This is a genomic window from Zhongshania aquimaris (assembly GCF_019312595.1).
Lineage (GTDB): Bacteria > Pseudomonadota > Gammaproteobacteria > Pseudomonadales > Spongiibacteraceae > Spongiibacter > Spongiibacter aquimaris.
The window spans coordinates 353,281-367,237 of record NZ_JAHWDQ010000003.1 but is presented as its reverse complement, the minus strand read 5'-3'; the positions used below and the strand labels follow the sequence as shown (position 1 = coordinate 367,237).

General features: G+C 49.3%; 14 protein-coding genes. 4 read left to right on the top strand and 10 right to left on the bottom strand.

The genetic code is table 11. The annotated features are described in order from the left end of the window. Positions 1–2: 2 nt before the first annotated feature. The 8 genes from KXJ70_RS13285 to KXJ70_RS13250 all read right to left on the bottom strand — a co-directional run bounded on the left by KXJ70_RS13285 (position 3) and on the right by KXJ70_RS13250 (position 10,464). Positions 3–1,955: an acetoacetate--CoA ligase gene (locus KXJ70_RS13285; RefSeq protein ID WP_219043991.1), complete on the bottom strand. Its 1,953-nt coding sequence runs from the start codon at positions 1,953–1,955 to the stop codon at positions 3–5. 38 nt (positions 1,956–1,993) lie between these two features. Continuing rightward, entirely contained in the window at positions 1,994–2,860 is an 867-nt protein-coding gene (locus KXJ70_RS13280) for a hydroxymethylglutaryl-CoA lyase (protein WP_219043990.1), read from the bottom strand. 2 nt (positions 2,861–2,862) lie between these two features. Then, a complete protein-coding gene (locus tag KXJ70_RS13275) occupies positions 2,863–4,872 on the bottom strand; it encodes an acetyl/propionyl/methylcrotonyl-CoA carboxylase subunit alpha (protein WP_219043989.1) in 2,010 nt (669 codons plus the stop codon). An 84-nt stretch (positions 4,873–4,956) separates the two neighbouring features. After that, positions 4,957–6,564, bottom strand: coding sequence for a carboxyl transferase domain-containing protein (locus tag KXJ70_RS13270; protein ID WP_219043988.1), 1,608 nt, complete (start codon positions 6,562–6,564; stop codon positions 4,957–4,959). 64 nt (positions 6,565–6,628) lie between these two features. Next, positions 6,629–7,798, bottom strand: a complete 1,170-nt coding sequence (locus KXJ70_RS13265) for an isovaleryl-CoA dehydrogenase (protein ID WP_219043987.1) — start codon at positions 7,796–7,798, stop codon at positions 6,629–6,631. 32 nt (positions 7,799–7,830) lie between these two features. Next, positions 7,831–8,235: a MerR family transcriptional regulator gene (locus KXJ70_RS13260; protein WP_219043986.1), complete on the bottom strand. Its 405-nt coding sequence runs from the start codon at positions 8,233–8,235 to the stop codon at positions 7,831–7,833. A 200-nt stretch (positions 8,236–8,435) separates the two neighbouring features. After that, complete coding sequence (locus tag KXJ70_RS13255) at positions 8,436–9,794, bottom strand: cytochrome P450 (protein WP_219043985.1); 1,359 nt, start codon at positions 9,792–9,794, stop codon at positions 8,436–8,438. Between the two features lie 16 nt (positions 9,795–9,810). Further along, positions 9,811–10,464, bottom strand: a complete 654-nt coding sequence (locus KXJ70_RS13250) for a TetR/AcrR family transcriptional regulator (protein ID WP_219043984.1) — start codon at positions 10,462–10,464, stop codon at positions 9,811–9,813. 423 nt (positions 10,465–10,887) lie between these two features. On the opposite strand from KXJ70_RS13250, the gene KXJ70_RS13245 reads away from it, so the two are divergent. The 4 genes from KXJ70_RS13245 to KXJ70_RS13230 all read left to right on the top strand — a co-directional run bounded on the left by KXJ70_RS13245 (position 10,888) and on the right by KXJ70_RS13230 (position 12,982). Then, the gene (locus KXJ70_RS13245; protein WP_219043983.1) at positions 10,888–11,430 is read left to right on the top strand and encodes a hypothetical protein; all 543 of its coding nucleotides are present in this window, start codon (positions 10,888–10,890) and stop codon (positions 11,428–11,430) included. Positions 11,431–11,457: 27 nt separating this feature from the next. Beyond that, positions 11,458–12,249, top strand: a complete 792-nt coding sequence (locus KXJ70_RS13240) for a phytanoyl-CoA dioxygenase family protein (protein ID WP_219043982.1) — start codon at positions 11,458–11,460, stop codon at positions 12,247–12,249. 55 nt (positions 12,250–12,304) lie between these two features. Beyond that, positions 12,305–12,577, top strand: coding sequence for a hypothetical protein (locus KXJ70_RS13235; RefSeq protein ID WP_219043981.1), 273 nt, complete (start codon positions 12,305–12,307; stop codon positions 12,575–12,577). Positions 12,578–12,694: 117 nt separating this feature from the next. Further along, positions 12,695–12,982 carry a hypothetical protein gene (locus KXJ70_RS13230; protein ID WP_219043980.1) on the top strand — a complete coding sequence of 96 codons (288 nt, stop codon included), beginning with the start codon at positions 12,695–12,697 and terminating at the stop codon, positions 12,980–12,982. Positions 12,983–13,152: 170 nt separating this feature from the next. On the opposite strand, the gene KXJ70_RS19590 is transcribed toward KXJ70_RS13230, so the two are convergent. Together KXJ70_RS19590 and KXJ70_RS13220 are read right to left on the bottom strand one after the other, a co-directional pair. Then, entirely contained in the window at positions 13,153–13,377 is a 225-nt protein-coding gene (locus KXJ70_RS19590; protein ID WP_219043979.1) for a DUF2798 domain-containing protein, read from the bottom strand. A gap of 36 nt (positions 13,378–13,413) precedes the next feature. Beyond that, positions 13,414–13,905, bottom strand: coding sequence for a DUF2938 domain-containing protein (locus KXJ70_RS13220; protein WP_219043978.1), 492 nt, complete (start codon positions 13,903–13,905; stop codon positions 13,414–13,416). Between the last annotated feature and the right edge of the window lie 52 nt (positions 13,906–13,957).

Sequence of the window (13,957 nt, the reverse complement as noted above, 5' to 3'; positions counted from 1 at the left end):
TGTCAGCTTGCTAATTCCGCCAATTTCTTGAAGTAGTTCAGCGCCTCTGGATTGGCCAGTGCATCAGTGTTTTTAACGGGGCGGCCGTGAATGGTTTCACGCACTGCAAGCTCAACGGTTTTGCCGCTGATCGTTCTGGGTATGTCGCGCACCTGTATTATTTTTGCAGGCACGTGTCTGGGTGTGGTATTACTGCGAATAGTGGTTTTGATAGTTTGAATTAGCGAATCATCTAAGCTCAGCTTGTCTCCTAAAACGACAAATAAGATTACCCGTACATCACTCTGCCAGCTCTGACCAACGACGACTGAGTCGACGACCTCGCTAATCTTTTCTACTTGACGATAGATTTCTGCGGTGCCGATACGTACGCCGCCGGGGTTAAGTACAGCGTCGCTGCGGCCGTGAATGATCACACCGTTGGTTTCCGTTATTTCTGCGTAATCACTGTGCGCCCATATTCCAGGATAAGTGGCAAAGTAGGCATCGTGGAATTTTTCGCCATTGCTATCATTCCAAAAGCCGATGGGACAGCTAGGGAAGGGCGCGGTGCAAACCAGTTCACCTTTTTGTTGATAGACTGCGTTGCCTTCATCGTCCCAAACTTCTACTGCCATGCCCAAGCCACGGCATTGTATTTCGCCGGAGTAAACGGGAAGAATCGGATTGCCTAGAACAAAGCAGGAGATGATGTCGGTACCGCCGCTGATTGAAGACAGGCATACATCTGCTTTTATATCGCGATAAACATAATTAAAACTTTCGTCGCTGAGTGGTGAGCCGGTGGACAAGATCGTTTTTAAACTTGCCAGCGAATGGGATTCGCGGGGTTTGATACCGGCCTTATCCACAGCGGCGATATATCGCGCGCTAGTGCCAAACACGGTGATGCCCTCGCTATCAATCGCGTCGAGCAGCAGCGTGTTATTCCCAGCTAAAGGGGAGCCGTCGTAAAGCACCAGCGTGCATTCAGATGCTAGGCCGGACACCAGCCAGTTCCACATCATCCACCCGCATGTGGTGTAGTAGAACAGCACATCGTTCGCGCTTATATCGGTGTGCAGGCTGTGTTCTTTAAGGTGTTGAAGCAGAGTGCCGCCGGCGCTGTGAACGATGCATTTGGGTACGCCTGTCGTGCCCGAGGAATACATAATATACAGAGGGTGATTGAACGGGAGCTGTTCAAAGTGCAGCGCTGTTTGTGGCGCGTCCGATAAAAATTGCGGAAAGCCGATACTGTTGGGTATGTCGCTCAAGTCACTACGTTCATTGATAAGCGGAACAACAATAACTTTACTCAGTTCGGGAATACGCTCTGCGACGGACTTTACCGTAGCTAGGGAGTGGATGGTTTTGCCGTTGTAGTAATAGCCGTCGCTGCAAAATAGTACTTTAGGCTGTATTTGTACGAAACGATCCAGGATGCCCTGGGTACCAAAGTCGGGTGAGCACGATGACCATATCGCCCCGATACTGGCAGTGGCTAACATGGCGATAAGCGCTTCTGGGATATTGGGCATAATGCCGGCGACGCGATCGCCTGCGCTAACACCTTGATCGCGAAGCGCGGCCGCCAATTGCTCAACGTCTGTGTAAAGTTCGGCGTAGGAAATACTCCGGCGCTGGCCGTTTTCTAATAGCGATACAATGGCGCATTTGTCGTCGCGACGGCGCAGTAGGTTTTCAGCAAAGTTAAGTTTTGCGCCCTCGAACCACTGTGTGTCGGCAAACGTATTTCCTCTGCTAATGACAGAGTGGTAGGGCGCTGAGCTGCGCACGTCGCAAAAGCTCCACACCGCTGACCAGAACTTTTCTGGAAAGGCTCGCGACCAGTTGTACAGGTCGTCATAGCTGCTGATGTTAATGGCATTTTCAGCGCTAACTTTTTTCTGAAAAGCGGTGATGTTGGCGCTCTCAATTCTGCTTTGGGATGCTTGCCATAAACGCTCAGCCATTACATATGTCCTGCTGTTTTAATCTTAAGGTGTGAAATTTATTGTGTCTTGCTTAGCGCAGCTTGAATGAAGTCGCTTGCCTTGAGTAGCTTCGTGAGGTCGATGCCGTGTTCGATATTGAGCTCGTTTAACAGCGCAATTACCGATTCAGATGCGACGTTGCCAGAGGCGCCTTCCGCGTAAGGGCAGCCACCTAAACCGGCAATCGCGCTATCAATTACCGTGACGCCAAACTCAAGTGCGGTGCGAATATTGTCTAGTGCGCGACCGTTGGTGTCGTGAAAGTGCACCGCGAGTTTTTCTACCGGCACTTGTTGTATTACTGCCTTAAGAATTTGCGCTGTTTGCTCCGGTCGGGCGCTGCCGATGGTGTCGCCCAGCGATATTTCGTAGCAACCCATGGCGATCAGTTTAGCCGCAAGATTCGCCACTGCTTCAGGTTCAATATCACCTTCGTAGGGGCAGCCCGCGATACAAGAGACATAGCCGCGAACGGGAATGCTTACTTGCTTTGCCCTGGTGAGAATGGGGCTGAAACGGGCTAAATTCTCCGCTATCGAGCAATTGGTATTCTTTTGCGCAAAGGCTTCTGAGGCGCTCGTGAAAATAGCTACCTCGTTGGCCCGTGCTTGCACTGCTAATTCGAAGCCTTGCAAATTAGGTACGAGTGCAATGTAAAAGGTGTCGCTTCTGCGTTCTATGCCAGTGAATACCTGATCGCTATTTGCCATCTGCGGTACCCATTTTGGGCTCACAAAGCTACCGGCTTCGATATGGCTGATACCGGCGTCGGCAAGCATATTGATGAGCTGCGTCCGAACACCGATGTCGAAGTAGCGCTTTTCGTTTTGTAGGCCATCGCGAGGCCCGACCTCAACGATGCGTGCAGCCGATGGCAAAGTCATTCTTATTCGGTTCTCTCAAATTGAATGAGTTCGGCACCGCCGCTAACGAGTTCGCCGGCTTGGAAGTAAAAAACATTTACAACACCGTCCGCTGGTGCGCGAATGGTGTGTTCCATTTTCATCGCTTCCATAATCATCAGCGGTGTACCTTTGCTTACCGTACTGCCAGTGTCGACCAGGTGGCTGACTACTGTGCCGTTCATTGGCGCGACGAGTTGGTTTTCCCCAGCGTTATCGCTGTTGTCGCCCAGGTCTGGTCCTTCGATAGAGAAGTTCAGAGTCTGTTCTGCGCTGAATAAACAGTAGTTGCCCTGGTTTGCCGCGACGGTCGCGGACACCTTATGGCCATTAATATCAGCTTTTATGTTTCGTCCATCTAAGCTGCCGTTAACAATATAGGATGTATCGGCAAAGCGAATGATGAACGCAGAGTTGTCAGTATTTGATTGCGCGGATACCGAAACAGGGTACAGCTCGTCGCCCATCTTTAGCGTAAAGCGATGTTCAGCAGCTTGATTTGGGCGCCAGTTGTAGGGGTTGTTCCAAGGCGAGCTTGGGTCAGTGCTGGAGGTCGCGAAGCGATGAATACGTTGCTTTTGCACTAGCACTAAATACAGCGCCGCTAGCGCAATACTAGTTGGACTTTGCGTGTTGGCCATATCAAGCAGGCTTTCTTCATGTTTACCGATAAAGCCGGTATCGAAGTCCGCGTCTGCAAACGCCTGGTGACGACTGATGGTATGAAGAAAATCGATATTGTTAATGACGCCGCTAATGCGGTATTGCTTTAGCGCAGTGCTTAAACGACGTAAGGCCGTGCTGCGATCCGTATCCCAAACGATTAGTTTGGCGATCATTGGATCGTAGAACACACTGACATCGTCGCCTTCACGAACGCCGGTATCTACCCGAACGTTTGCTGATTCAGCAGGCGTTTCTAAAAAGTGAAGGGTGCCGGTTTGCGGCAAGAATTCATTGTTCGGATCTTCAGCGTAGATGCGCGCTTCGATAGCGTGCCCCTTAATTTGCAGTTCATTCTGCTGCAGTGGCAGTGTACCGCCGGCTGCAACGCAGAGCTGCCAGTCAACCAAATCAAGTCCGGTAATCATTTCGGTAACAGGATGTTCAACCTGCAGGCGGGTATTCATTTCCATGAAGTAAAAACTGCCGTCGATGTCCAGCAGGAACTCCACCGTACCGGCGCCAACGTAGTCAATCGCCTGTGCTGCGCGCACTGCAGCTTCGCCCATTTCGCTGCGCAGCGCGTCACTCAAACCGGGAGCGGGTGCTTCTTCAATGACTTTTTGGTGGCGGCGCTGAATGGAGCAGTCCCGTTCAAATAAGTAAACGGCATTGCCGTGGCTGTCGCAAAAAACTTGTATTTCAATATGACGGGGCTGAGTCAGGTATTTCTCAACCAGCATGGTGTCGTCGCCAAAGCCATTGAGTGCTTCGCGCTTTGCTGCTTGCAGGGCGCTGTCGAATTCCTCGGCGCTCCATACTTGGCGCATACCTTTGCCACCGCCACCCGCAGTGGCTTTAAGTAGCACTGGGTAGCCCATGTCGTTTGCGGCTTTGCGAATTATCTCTGGGTCTTGATCGTCGCCGTGATAGCCGGGCACCAGTGGAACACCGGCTTTTTCCATGATTTGTTTGGCGGCGGACTTTGATCCCATCGCAACGATGGCGCCGGTTGGTGGCCCGATAAATACGATATTTTCCGCTGCGCAGCGACGGCAGAACTCAGCGTTTTCAGATAAGAATCCGTAGCCCGGGTGAATGGCTTGCGCGCCGGTTACGAGGGCTGCGTCGATAATTTTATCGACATCTAAATAAGACTCCCGCGCCGGAGATGCGCCTATATAGATAGCCTCGTCGGCCATGCTGACGTGCAGGGCATTGCGGTCTGCATCGCTGTACACGGCAACAGTAAGAATGCCCATTTTGCGCGCGGTTTTAATAACCCGGCAGGCAATTTCGCCACGGTTTGCAATTAATATTTTATCAAACATGTTTGTGCTTCCTGGGTGCTACCCGAATTTGTTTTTCACAGTTACGCTATTGCGAATGCGGATACTTGGCGCTGTGGCAGTTGCCTACATTCTGAACACGCCGAACTTGGTTTCTTCTATCGGCTTATTCAGGCTGGCAGACAAACTTAAACCCAAGACCATGCGGGTATCTGCTGGGTCGATAACGCCGTCGTCCCAAAGCCGCGCCGAGGCGAAGTAGGGGTGACCCTGCTCTTCATAGGTATCAAGAATCGGCTGCTTGAAGGCTTTTTCATCTTCGGCAGGCCAGTTTTTATCTTCGCGCTCAAACTGGTCGCGTTTGATTTGTGCCATAACGCCGGCAGCTTGCTCACCGCCCATTACTGAGATGCGCGCATTAGGCCACATAAACATAAAGCGTGGATCGTAGGCGCGGCCGCACATGCCGTAATTGCCGGCGCCAAAAGAGCCGCCAATCAATACCGTTAGTTTTGGCACTTGGGCACAGGCAACGGCCATGACCATTTTGGCGCCGTGTTTGGCTATGCCGCCAGATTCGTATTGCTGGCCAACCATAAAGCCGGTGATGTTTTGTAAGAAGATCAGTGGAATTTTGCGCTGTGCGCAAAGCTCAATAAAGTGCGCGCCTTTTTGTGCTGACTCAGAAAATAAAATACCGTTGTTGGCGACAATGCCGACAGGGTAGCCAAAAATACGGGCAAAGCCACACACCAGGGTAGTGCCGAATAGGGCTTTGAATTCATCAAAATCCGAACCGTCCACAATGCGTGCGATAACTTCGCGAACGTCGTAGGGCTTGCGGCTGTCCTTTGGCACGATGCCGTAAATTTCTTCTGCCGGTAAAGCCGGTTCGATACTCGGACTAACATCGAGTGAAATGCGTTTGTTACGGTTTAGGCGCTTAACGGCATTGCGCGCTAGCTGCAGTGCGTGGTGATCGTTTTGCGCGTAATGATCGGCAACACCCGACACGCGACAGTGGACATCGGCGCCGCCTAAATCTTCTGCGCTGACGACTTCACCTGTGGCGGCTTTCACCAGTGGTGGGCCGGCTAAAAAGATGGTGCCTTGTTCTCTGACAATAATAGACTCGTCAGCCATGGCGGGTACATAGGCACCACCTGCCGTGCAGCTGCCCATAACCACGGCGATTTGGGGAATGCCCATCGCAGACATATTGGCTTGATTAAAGAATATACGACCAAAGTGTTCCCGATCCGGGAAAACTTCGTCTTGGCGGGGCAGGTTGGCGCCGCCTGAGTCAACTAGATAAATACAGGGCAAATTATTTTCTTGCGCAATGGTTTGCGCTCGCAAATGTTTTTTCACCGTGAGCGGAAAATAGCTGCCACCTTTTACTGTCGCGTCATTGGCGATGATCATGCACTCCTGGCCGCATACGCGACCAATGCCGGTGATCACACCCGCCGCGGCGAGTTCTTCGTCATAGACTTTATAGGCGGCGAGTTGAGACAGCTCCAAGAAAGGCGCGCCGACATCGACCAGGGCATGGATGCGCTCGCGGGGCAGCAATTTACCTTTCTCAGTGTGACGGCGCTGGGACTTCTCGCCACCGCCTTGATTGATGTGCGCGACCAGATTTTTAAGGTCATCAACCTGTGCCTGCATGTGCTCGGCATTTTCTATAAAGCTCGGATCGCGTGGGTTAATCGTCGATGTCAGTACAGTCATGTTCGCGGTGCCTATATAGTGCTTATACCTATTAAATTTAGTTTTTGAATCCGGTTAACGTTGCTTACTGTGTTTCTTTGAAAAGTTCACGACCAATCAGCATGCGTCGGATTTCAGAGGTGCCAGCGCCAATCTCATAAAGCTTGGCGTCACGCAATAAACGGCCCGTGGGGAATTCGTTGGTGTAGCCATTGCCGCCCAGGGCTTGAATGGCTTGTAAGGCCATTTGGGTGGCGCGTTCTGCGGTATACAAAATAACCGCAGCGGCGTCTTTGCGGCTGGCTTCACCTCGGTCACAGGCCTTTGCAACCGTATAGAGGTAGGCGCGGCTGGCATTTAATTCGGTATACATGTCTGCCAATTTGCCCTGCATTAATTGGAATTCACCAATGCTTTGGCCGAATTGTTTGCGGTCGTGGAGGTAGGGGATCACCACGTCGAGGCAGGCTTGCATTATGCCGGTGGGGCCGCCTGACAATACGGTGCGTTCAAAGTCGAGGCCGCTCATCAGTACTTTAACGCCGTCGCCTTCATTGCCCAGTATGTTTTCTGCTGGGATTTTGCAATTATCAAACACTAATTCGCAGGTGTTTGAGCCGCGCATCCCCAGTTTGTCGAGCTTGGGTGAGCGGCTAAAGCCGGGGTAATCGCGCTCGACAATAAAGGCGGTAATGCCGCGTGGGCCGCCATGGATGTCGGTCTTTGCATAGATCACATAGGTGTGGGCATCGGGGCCGTTGGTGATCCACATTTTATTGCCGTTCAGCACATAGTGGTCGCCGTCTTTATCGGCTCGCAGTTTCATGCTGACAACGTCTGAACCGGCATTGGGCTCAGACATGGCCAATGCGCCAATATGCTCGCCGGAGCATAGCTTGGGCAGATATTTTTCGCGCTGGCGGTCGTTGCCGTTCTTGAAAATTTGGTTAACGCACAAGTTTGAATGCGCGCCGTAAGACAGGCCGACAGATGCAGAGGCACGGCTGATTTCTTCCATGGCGATAACGTGGGCTAAATAGCCCATATCACTGCCGCCATACTGCTCAGAGACAGTAATGCCAAGCAGGCCCATGTCACCCATTTTGCGCCACAGGTCCATCGGGAAGGCATTGTCTTTATCAATACTTTCGGCGCGGGGCGCAATTTCTTGTTGAGCGAATTGGCGGGTGGCATCGCGCAACATTTCAATCTCTTCACCGAGACCGAAATTCAATGTGGGGTAAGACGTGCTCATGGTGTTGTCCTTTGGATTGCTGAATATGTGAGTTAGTTATTCTTTTTATTCATTTCATCTAATGCTTCCTGGCAGCGATCTTCCGCTTCGTTCAATTCGTAAATCATGTCTTCAAGATCCTGCAGCTGCTGCTTGAGTTGTTCTTTTAACAGGCGGCGACGTTCACGTATTTTTTCAATGAGTTTGATGAGCTGAGGACTGTTGTCGTGCTCGGGGTCGTACATCTCGATAATGTCTTTACTGTCTTCCAGCGAGAGGCCCAAGCGTTTGCCGCGCAATATGAGTTTTAGTTTGATGCGGTCGGCGGCGCTGTAAATCCGCGTTTGGCCGTCGCGCAGGGGCGTGAGCAGGCCTTTTTCTTCGTAAAAGCGAATGGTACGGGTCGTTACGTCAAAATCTGACGCCAAATCCGAGATGGTGTAAGTCTTGTCAGCCATGGTTGCGGCTACCTGCGGTATCGAATGTGCCAACTCTATCTGCAGTTTACGTTAACGTCAACATGTTTTAATCAACTGTTCTGTTAATTAGGAGGCATTATTGCTGGCTTTTTTCTTTGGCTGATTACCGAGGAGAAGTGGCGGTGCGTCAGTAATAACAAGGTATTACTGACGCACAGCGGGGTGCTATCTAGGTGCTACTACCTCGCCGTAATTGTTACGGGTAGGCCGTCGGTGGGGAAGGAGATGGGCACCGCATTGTATTTCATTTGGTAGCCGGGCTTGGTGCTGATTTTGTAGTTGCGAAGCAAGTGGAACATAAACAACTTAACCTGCATTTCCGCAAAGTTTAAACCTATGCATTTGTGACCGCCGCCCCCGAAAGGTATCCACTGATATAGGTGGCGTTTGTGTTCGGCGCGTTCAGCGGAAAAGCGTTCGGGGTCAAACTTGGTTGGTTCGCTCCACCATTCTTCCATGTAGTGGGTGAACAGTGGCGAGATACCAATGCCGGTATTGGCGGGTAGGGTGTAACCCATAATCTCGGTTTCTTTAATTAAGCGGCGCGGTATGGCGGGCACGGGCGGGTACATGCGAAGCGCTTCCTTCATGACTAATGCCGCCTTGTCGAGTTTTGGCAGATCGTCGTAGTTGAGATGGTCGCCATCAATGAGCTTACACTCCTCGTACAAAATATCTTGCCACTCGGGATTTTTGGCCAGTGCGTAAATAATCGAGCACAGCGTACTGGTGGTGGTGTCGTGGGCTGCAAACAATAAAAAGATAGTGTGGTCGCGCACCGCGTCATTGCTTAGCTCATTGCCATCTTCGTCCTTTGCGTGGCAAAACTGCGAGAAGAAGTCGCTGCTTTCGGTGGCGCGCTTGGCTTCAATATGTTTTTCAATAAAGTTCTTTAATGTCTTGCGCCCGTTTAAGCCTTTCTGCCATGTTGTACCCGGAATGGGGAGTTTAACAACCGCCATTGAGGCTTCCATTGCGTGCAGAAAGCCCTTGTTGATCGCGTCGGCCTCATCGCCCATTTTTACGCCCATAAATACCTGGGCGGCAACGTCTAGCAGCAGTGATTTGATACTGTCTTTAAATCCGAACTCGGCATTTTTGGGGAATGCCGCAACTCCTTCGCGCATCCGCGGGTTCATGTCGTCGAGATAGCCTTGCAGGGCATCCTTCTTAAATGCCGCCTGTAGAATACGGCGGTGAAAACGGTGCTCGTCAAAATCGCGCAGCATTAAGCCGTCTGGGAAAAGTTTGTCTAGAATTGGATCCCACGCCTTCTTACTTGAAAATATCTTGTCGCTGTCTTTCAGTACAAGTTCGTTAGCCTCTGGGCCTAGCAGAGCGACTGAGCGTTGCAGCAGTGCATTATTTCGGAAAATTGGGCCGTAAAGTTTGTGCTTGCGCGACACCAGGCCCAAATAATCGGTGAGAAACTCCACTGTGTCGCCAAGAATCGGCATCTTGCCGTTGTCACCGGGCAGATGCTGAATCTTATCTGTTGATTTGCGTGGCAGGTTTAAATAATCAGCTGATGCCTTCATGTTTGTCTCCGTGCTTTTATTTGTGCCAGCCGTGAAACAGCAGGTCTATGGATTGTTGAATATGGGTTTCTACAAATGCTGGGTCTAGCCGGGTTTTACCCGTGAGGCGTTGATAAAAAGGCAGTTGCACTACCGGTGCCGTGGCGGACTGCACAACAAAGAACAGCGTCTCTATAGGAATGTCTTTGATAACACCCACGCCATCTACCTTGGCGACCATATCGCTGATTAGCTGCCAGGCGGGTTCAAAATAATGTTTATGAATGTACGTTAGCCGAGGCCCCTCGCGGAGCGATTCCTGCTGGCAAATATGGTAGAGCGCTGGGTGTTCAAACGCGCTGCGGATATACACCGCAATCCCTTCTTTCAGGGCGTCTAGCTCATTGTGGTCGTCATCAATGTGCTGCAGTGCCTCTAATACCTTGGCGGTGGTTGCGCCACACAAGCGATCTACAACGGCCTGCCACAGTTGCTCTTTTGAACTGAAATAGTGGTGAAAAAAGGTGTAGCTAACATTTAACTCATCTTGCAGCTTGCGCAGCGAAACCCCGTCATAGCCATCGCGGGCGAAGATATCTGCCGAGGCATCGAGTAATTGCTCGATGGACAGGGCGGGGGCCTCGCTCTTTTTAGGGCGGCCACGTTTTCTGGGGGCTGGGCTGATGTTCATAGGCAAAGCAAAGCTGACTCAATATTAAACACGTGTTTAATATTGAGTCAGCTTGGAGGAGGCGTCAAGTTAATTTAGCGAAAAGGGGAAAAATTGAGCAGCTAATAACGGGCTGGCCAGTTGCAATGCGGAGTGATGGCGGTCACCCATGGTCTTGCCATGATCGCGGTAAGTGAACGAGAGAGCACCTCCCACTATCTGCCTAAGCAGCGACTTAACTCGTTGAAATTGATAAAAAACACGATATGATCAATGGAAAGGGAATGCTTGGCAGAAATATAGGGAGTTAGTCTTCGTTTGACCGGCGCTCGCGAATAGCGGGGTCGCTATTTCATTGAACTCCCTTGTATTTTTAAATCCATACTGAAGCTCTAGGGGGCCAAAGTGATATATTGCCTAAGTAGTTAGCAGGCAAGGAGAGATATGAGTAATTCCAACCCATTTTCTGATAGGTTACGAGAGCCTCTAAACGAAACTACGAGGAAGTCTCGTAGAAACTTGCTTGCTGCGGCAGTCGTAGGGGTTGTGATCGCTAAGGTTGGTCTGGTGCCTACCAAAATATCGGCATTCGGTGTTGATTTCACATCTGCGAATCAAGAGTCCCTTTTGCTATTGTTGGCTTGTGCAATCGGTTACTTCGGAGTGACCTTTGTTGTCTACCTATATTCTGAATTAATCGCATGGCAATTAGTATTCCGTTCAAAAGAACTTGAACAATTGAAGGAAGAAGCCGAACGAGAAGTACGCAACAGAGACTCAGATATGGAGCAGTTCTTTCACGAAAGAACAAGAAAAACATATTTCCAGGCTCGGCCTGCGTTTTTCGTTCGAATATTCGTAGAGTTAGTGATTCCAATTGTTTTCGCCATTTATTCGGCTGTTGCATTGCTAAACACTGAACCAAGTGTGTCAGTTGAACCTGCTAACAAGTCAATGCAGCCGACCGCTAACGCGTCTGCTGATTGAGGCGTTAACTGTAATTTGGAAGTTTCTATGAACCCGATAGAACAATATGAAAAGTTTGGATATGCCGTCTTAAAAGGCTTCTTTGATAAAGAGGAAGTGGCATCGCTTGCTAAGCATGTTGACCGTATCTATGAAAAGTGGTTTTCAGTAAATGAAGCGGAAATTATTGCAAGCAAACTTGTGAATATGCATTCATTAACAAGTCCCGAGTACTTTTTTGATGCGCCAGATTTAAGAAAGGAGTTTTTCGAAATTATAGCTTCTGTAAAACTTACAAAGGCTCTTGAAGATATGTTTGGCGAAGGTATTCATTTTCATAATACTCAACTATTTTTCAATCCATTAAACAGGAAATCTAAGCCTTCTTGGCATAGAGATATGCAATACAGCCCAATTGAAGATTCAGTGCAGTGCGATGAGCAAAATAATATGTTAAGCCTCCATGTGCGGATTCCCTTAATTGAAGAAAAGGGCATAGAGCTTGTAACGGGTACGCATAAAAGATGGGATACAAATTTAGAACGCGAGGTTAGATTTGAGTTAAATGGTCACAAAAATAGTGATTCACTTCCAAACTCAAAGCTTATTGAACTCTCTTTAGGTGATGTGTTGATATTCAATGCCCAAATGATTCATAGGGGTAATTACGAATTAAATCCAAAAAGAAAAGCATTTGATCTCTGTGTGGGTAAGTTCCATCCTTTGGCGTCATCATTTCTAGACTCCAGAGTTCTACCGACCGCAGATGAAACAAATAAAATTAAAAACAATCAATGGTATACGCTGGCTAGAGAAATTACAGTTAACAAACTAAGTTAGCAGGACGCCAGCAAAGCTGGCGCCTCTGCTTAGGGCGTTAAATTTCAGGGAAAGTATGGTGCTACCAAAAAGAGAATCGATAATTATTGCTTGTTTAGTGGCCCTCATCGGAGTGCTATTTTCAAGCTGGCTTCTTGTTGAGGTAGTTTTGTTAATGGTGGTTTTATCCTTTGCTATCCGAGGCGTGATTTGGCCAAACGATAAGGTTAAAGAGCATCCAGTCTGGTTTGGGTGTTTCTGGGGACTTCTCGTTGGCATTCTGGGTTACCCGGTGTGGGAAGCAACAGGCATCATTAATCTGGTGCCAAAAATACTTGGGAAAATATAGTTGTGAGCATCAAAAATTTAACAAGGCCAAGCACATCGCCCGCAAAAAAGCGCGGGCTGGACTTCGCTTTGCTCGGCCTGTATTGGCTGCGTTAAGCATTAATCGGAATTATTATTGATGGATCGATTTAAGACCGATGAATTAGAAAGGCGAGTTGATGAGGTTCTCTTTTACAAGTGGGATCCTATCGGTGTAAATCACTATATATCTGCTCGTGCAGAGTACAGATCCTATGTGCCCGCTGTTTTGGAAAAGCTGAAGGCTTGCGACCGTGAAGGTGTGCTTGGAGTGCTAAAAGATATCCAAGTAGAAAGCATGGGGGAGGAGTTTGATTCAACTTCGGCTTCTAATATTGTGGATTTACTTTTTGAGCATAAAGAGGCGATTGAACTTGGTCATGCTTGACAAACCGCTGCTGTCCGAGCGTTAACACTCCACTTTTTTTGTGGGCTGTCGCTACGCTCCATTTTAACCCACAAAAAGCTCCGCGTTGCCGCTGGCAGAGCGGGGCGTTAGACCGCCGCACATCTGGACTGTGGCGGTCATTAATTATCTTTAGAAAATTGCCTCCTAATTTATCTTGTCAACCTCCCGACTATTCTTCTTACCATCGGGGCTACAATGGCGACTGTAGGAAAGGCTATTGGCCATGTCGTTATACAGCTTTTGAACCACTGCCCGGCAAATCCTGTATGAATCCCTTGTGAGATTGCAAGGACGAAGGCAGACACAATGCAGACCATGATGGCCGAGAGCAAAGCGCTGAATAGAATTGGGGAAAAGCGAGCGGGAATATACATATGATTCTCCTGTGTAGGGTTTATTAAGACTGACTTTCATATTGAACAATATAGTTTTAGTGCCCATCCTGATGCATATAGGCCAAGCCCAAAAACTGCATGATTAACAAAACTATGCAGTCGTGCAGAGTTTGGTTTCGGTGTTCGAGATGAGGCAATGCCAGCCCCCATGCCCGGCTGCATTAATAGGAAGGGCGCTGCCACTGTTCCAACACCAACAACGAGCGCTGGACCAATTGTTGGATTGAGAATCCAAGACTTGCCTGCAGTACCAACCAGCACGGCTGCGAAGGCAATACCTATCAAGTAGTGGGCAATCCATCCAATAAAGTACTCTCCTTGCATAGGAGCAGATGCTGCAATAGAACCATGATGAAATTTTCCATGCGTCATATAGGCTAACCAACGCCCCACCATTCCATAATTTGGGGGGGTAATCCCGAGCAATGATTTCCTCAATATGCTCCACAAGTCCATCAGGGCAGTTGCTCCAATTCCGATCAAAAATACAACCATTAGATTGTTCATAAATCTCTCCTTTGCTTGTTTCGATTTCGAACTAGTGCTAGCGTACAACCTA

What these genes read in the sequence shown, in the direction of transcription:
- KXJ70_RS13265 (WP_219043987.1), bottom strand. Translation starts at nt 7,798, where the DNA reads ATGAGCACGTCTTACCCCACATTGAATTTCGGTCTCGGTGAAGAGATT.
- KXJ70_RS13230 (WP_219043980.1), top strand. Translation starts at nt 12,695, where the DNA reads ATGGATCGATTTAAGACCGATGAATTAGAAAGGCGAGTTGATGAGGTT.
- KXJ70_RS19590 (WP_219043979.1), bottom strand. Translation starts at nt 13,377, where the DNA reads ATGTATATTCCCGCTCGCTTTTCCCCAATTCTATTCAGCGCTTTGCTC.
- KXJ70_RS13260 (WP_219043986.1), bottom strand. Translation starts at nt 8,235, where the DNA reads ATGGCTGACAAGACTTACACCATCTCGGATTTGGCGTCAGATTTTGAC.
- KXJ70_RS13250 (WP_219043984.1), bottom strand. Translation starts at nt 10,464, where the DNA reads ATGAACATCAGCCCAGCCCCCAGAAAACGTGGCCGCCCTAAAAAGAGC.
- KXJ70_RS13280 (WP_219043990.1), bottom strand. Translation starts at nt 2,860, where the DNA reads ATGACTTTGCCATCGGCTGCACGCATCGTTGAGGTCGGGCCTCGCGAT.
- KXJ70_RS13285 (WP_219043991.1), bottom strand. Translation starts at nt 1,955, where the DNA reads ATGGCTGAGCGTTTATGGCAAGCATCCCAAAGCAGAATTGAGAGCGCC.
- KXJ70_RS13255 (WP_219043985.1), bottom strand. Translation starts at nt 9,794, where the DNA reads ATGAAGGCATCAGCTGATTATTTAAACCTGCCACGCAAATCAACAGAT.
- KXJ70_RS13245 (WP_219043983.1), top strand. Translation starts at nt 10,888, where the DNA reads ATGAGTAATTCCAACCCATTTTCTGATAGGTTACGAGAGCCTCTAAAC.
- KXJ70_RS13240 (WP_219043982.1), top strand. Translation starts at nt 11,458, where the DNA reads ATGAACCCGATAGAACAATATGAAAAGTTTGGATATGCCGTCTTAAAA.
- KXJ70_RS13220 (WP_219043978.1), bottom strand. Translation starts at nt 13,905, where the DNA reads ATGAACAATCTAATGGTTGTATTTTTGATCGGAATTGGAGCAACTGCC.
- KXJ70_RS13235 (WP_219043981.1), top strand. Translation starts at nt 12,305, where the DNA reads ATGGTGCTACCAAAAAGAGAATCGATAATTATTGCTTGTTTAGTGGCC.
- KXJ70_RS13270 (WP_219043988.1), bottom strand. Translation starts at nt 6,564, where the DNA reads ATGACTGTACTGACATCGACGATTAACCCACGCGATCCGAGCTTTATA.
- KXJ70_RS13275 (WP_219043989.1), bottom strand. Translation starts at nt 4,872, where the DNA reads ATGTTTGATAAAATATTAATTGCAAACCGTGGCGAAATTGCCTGCCGG.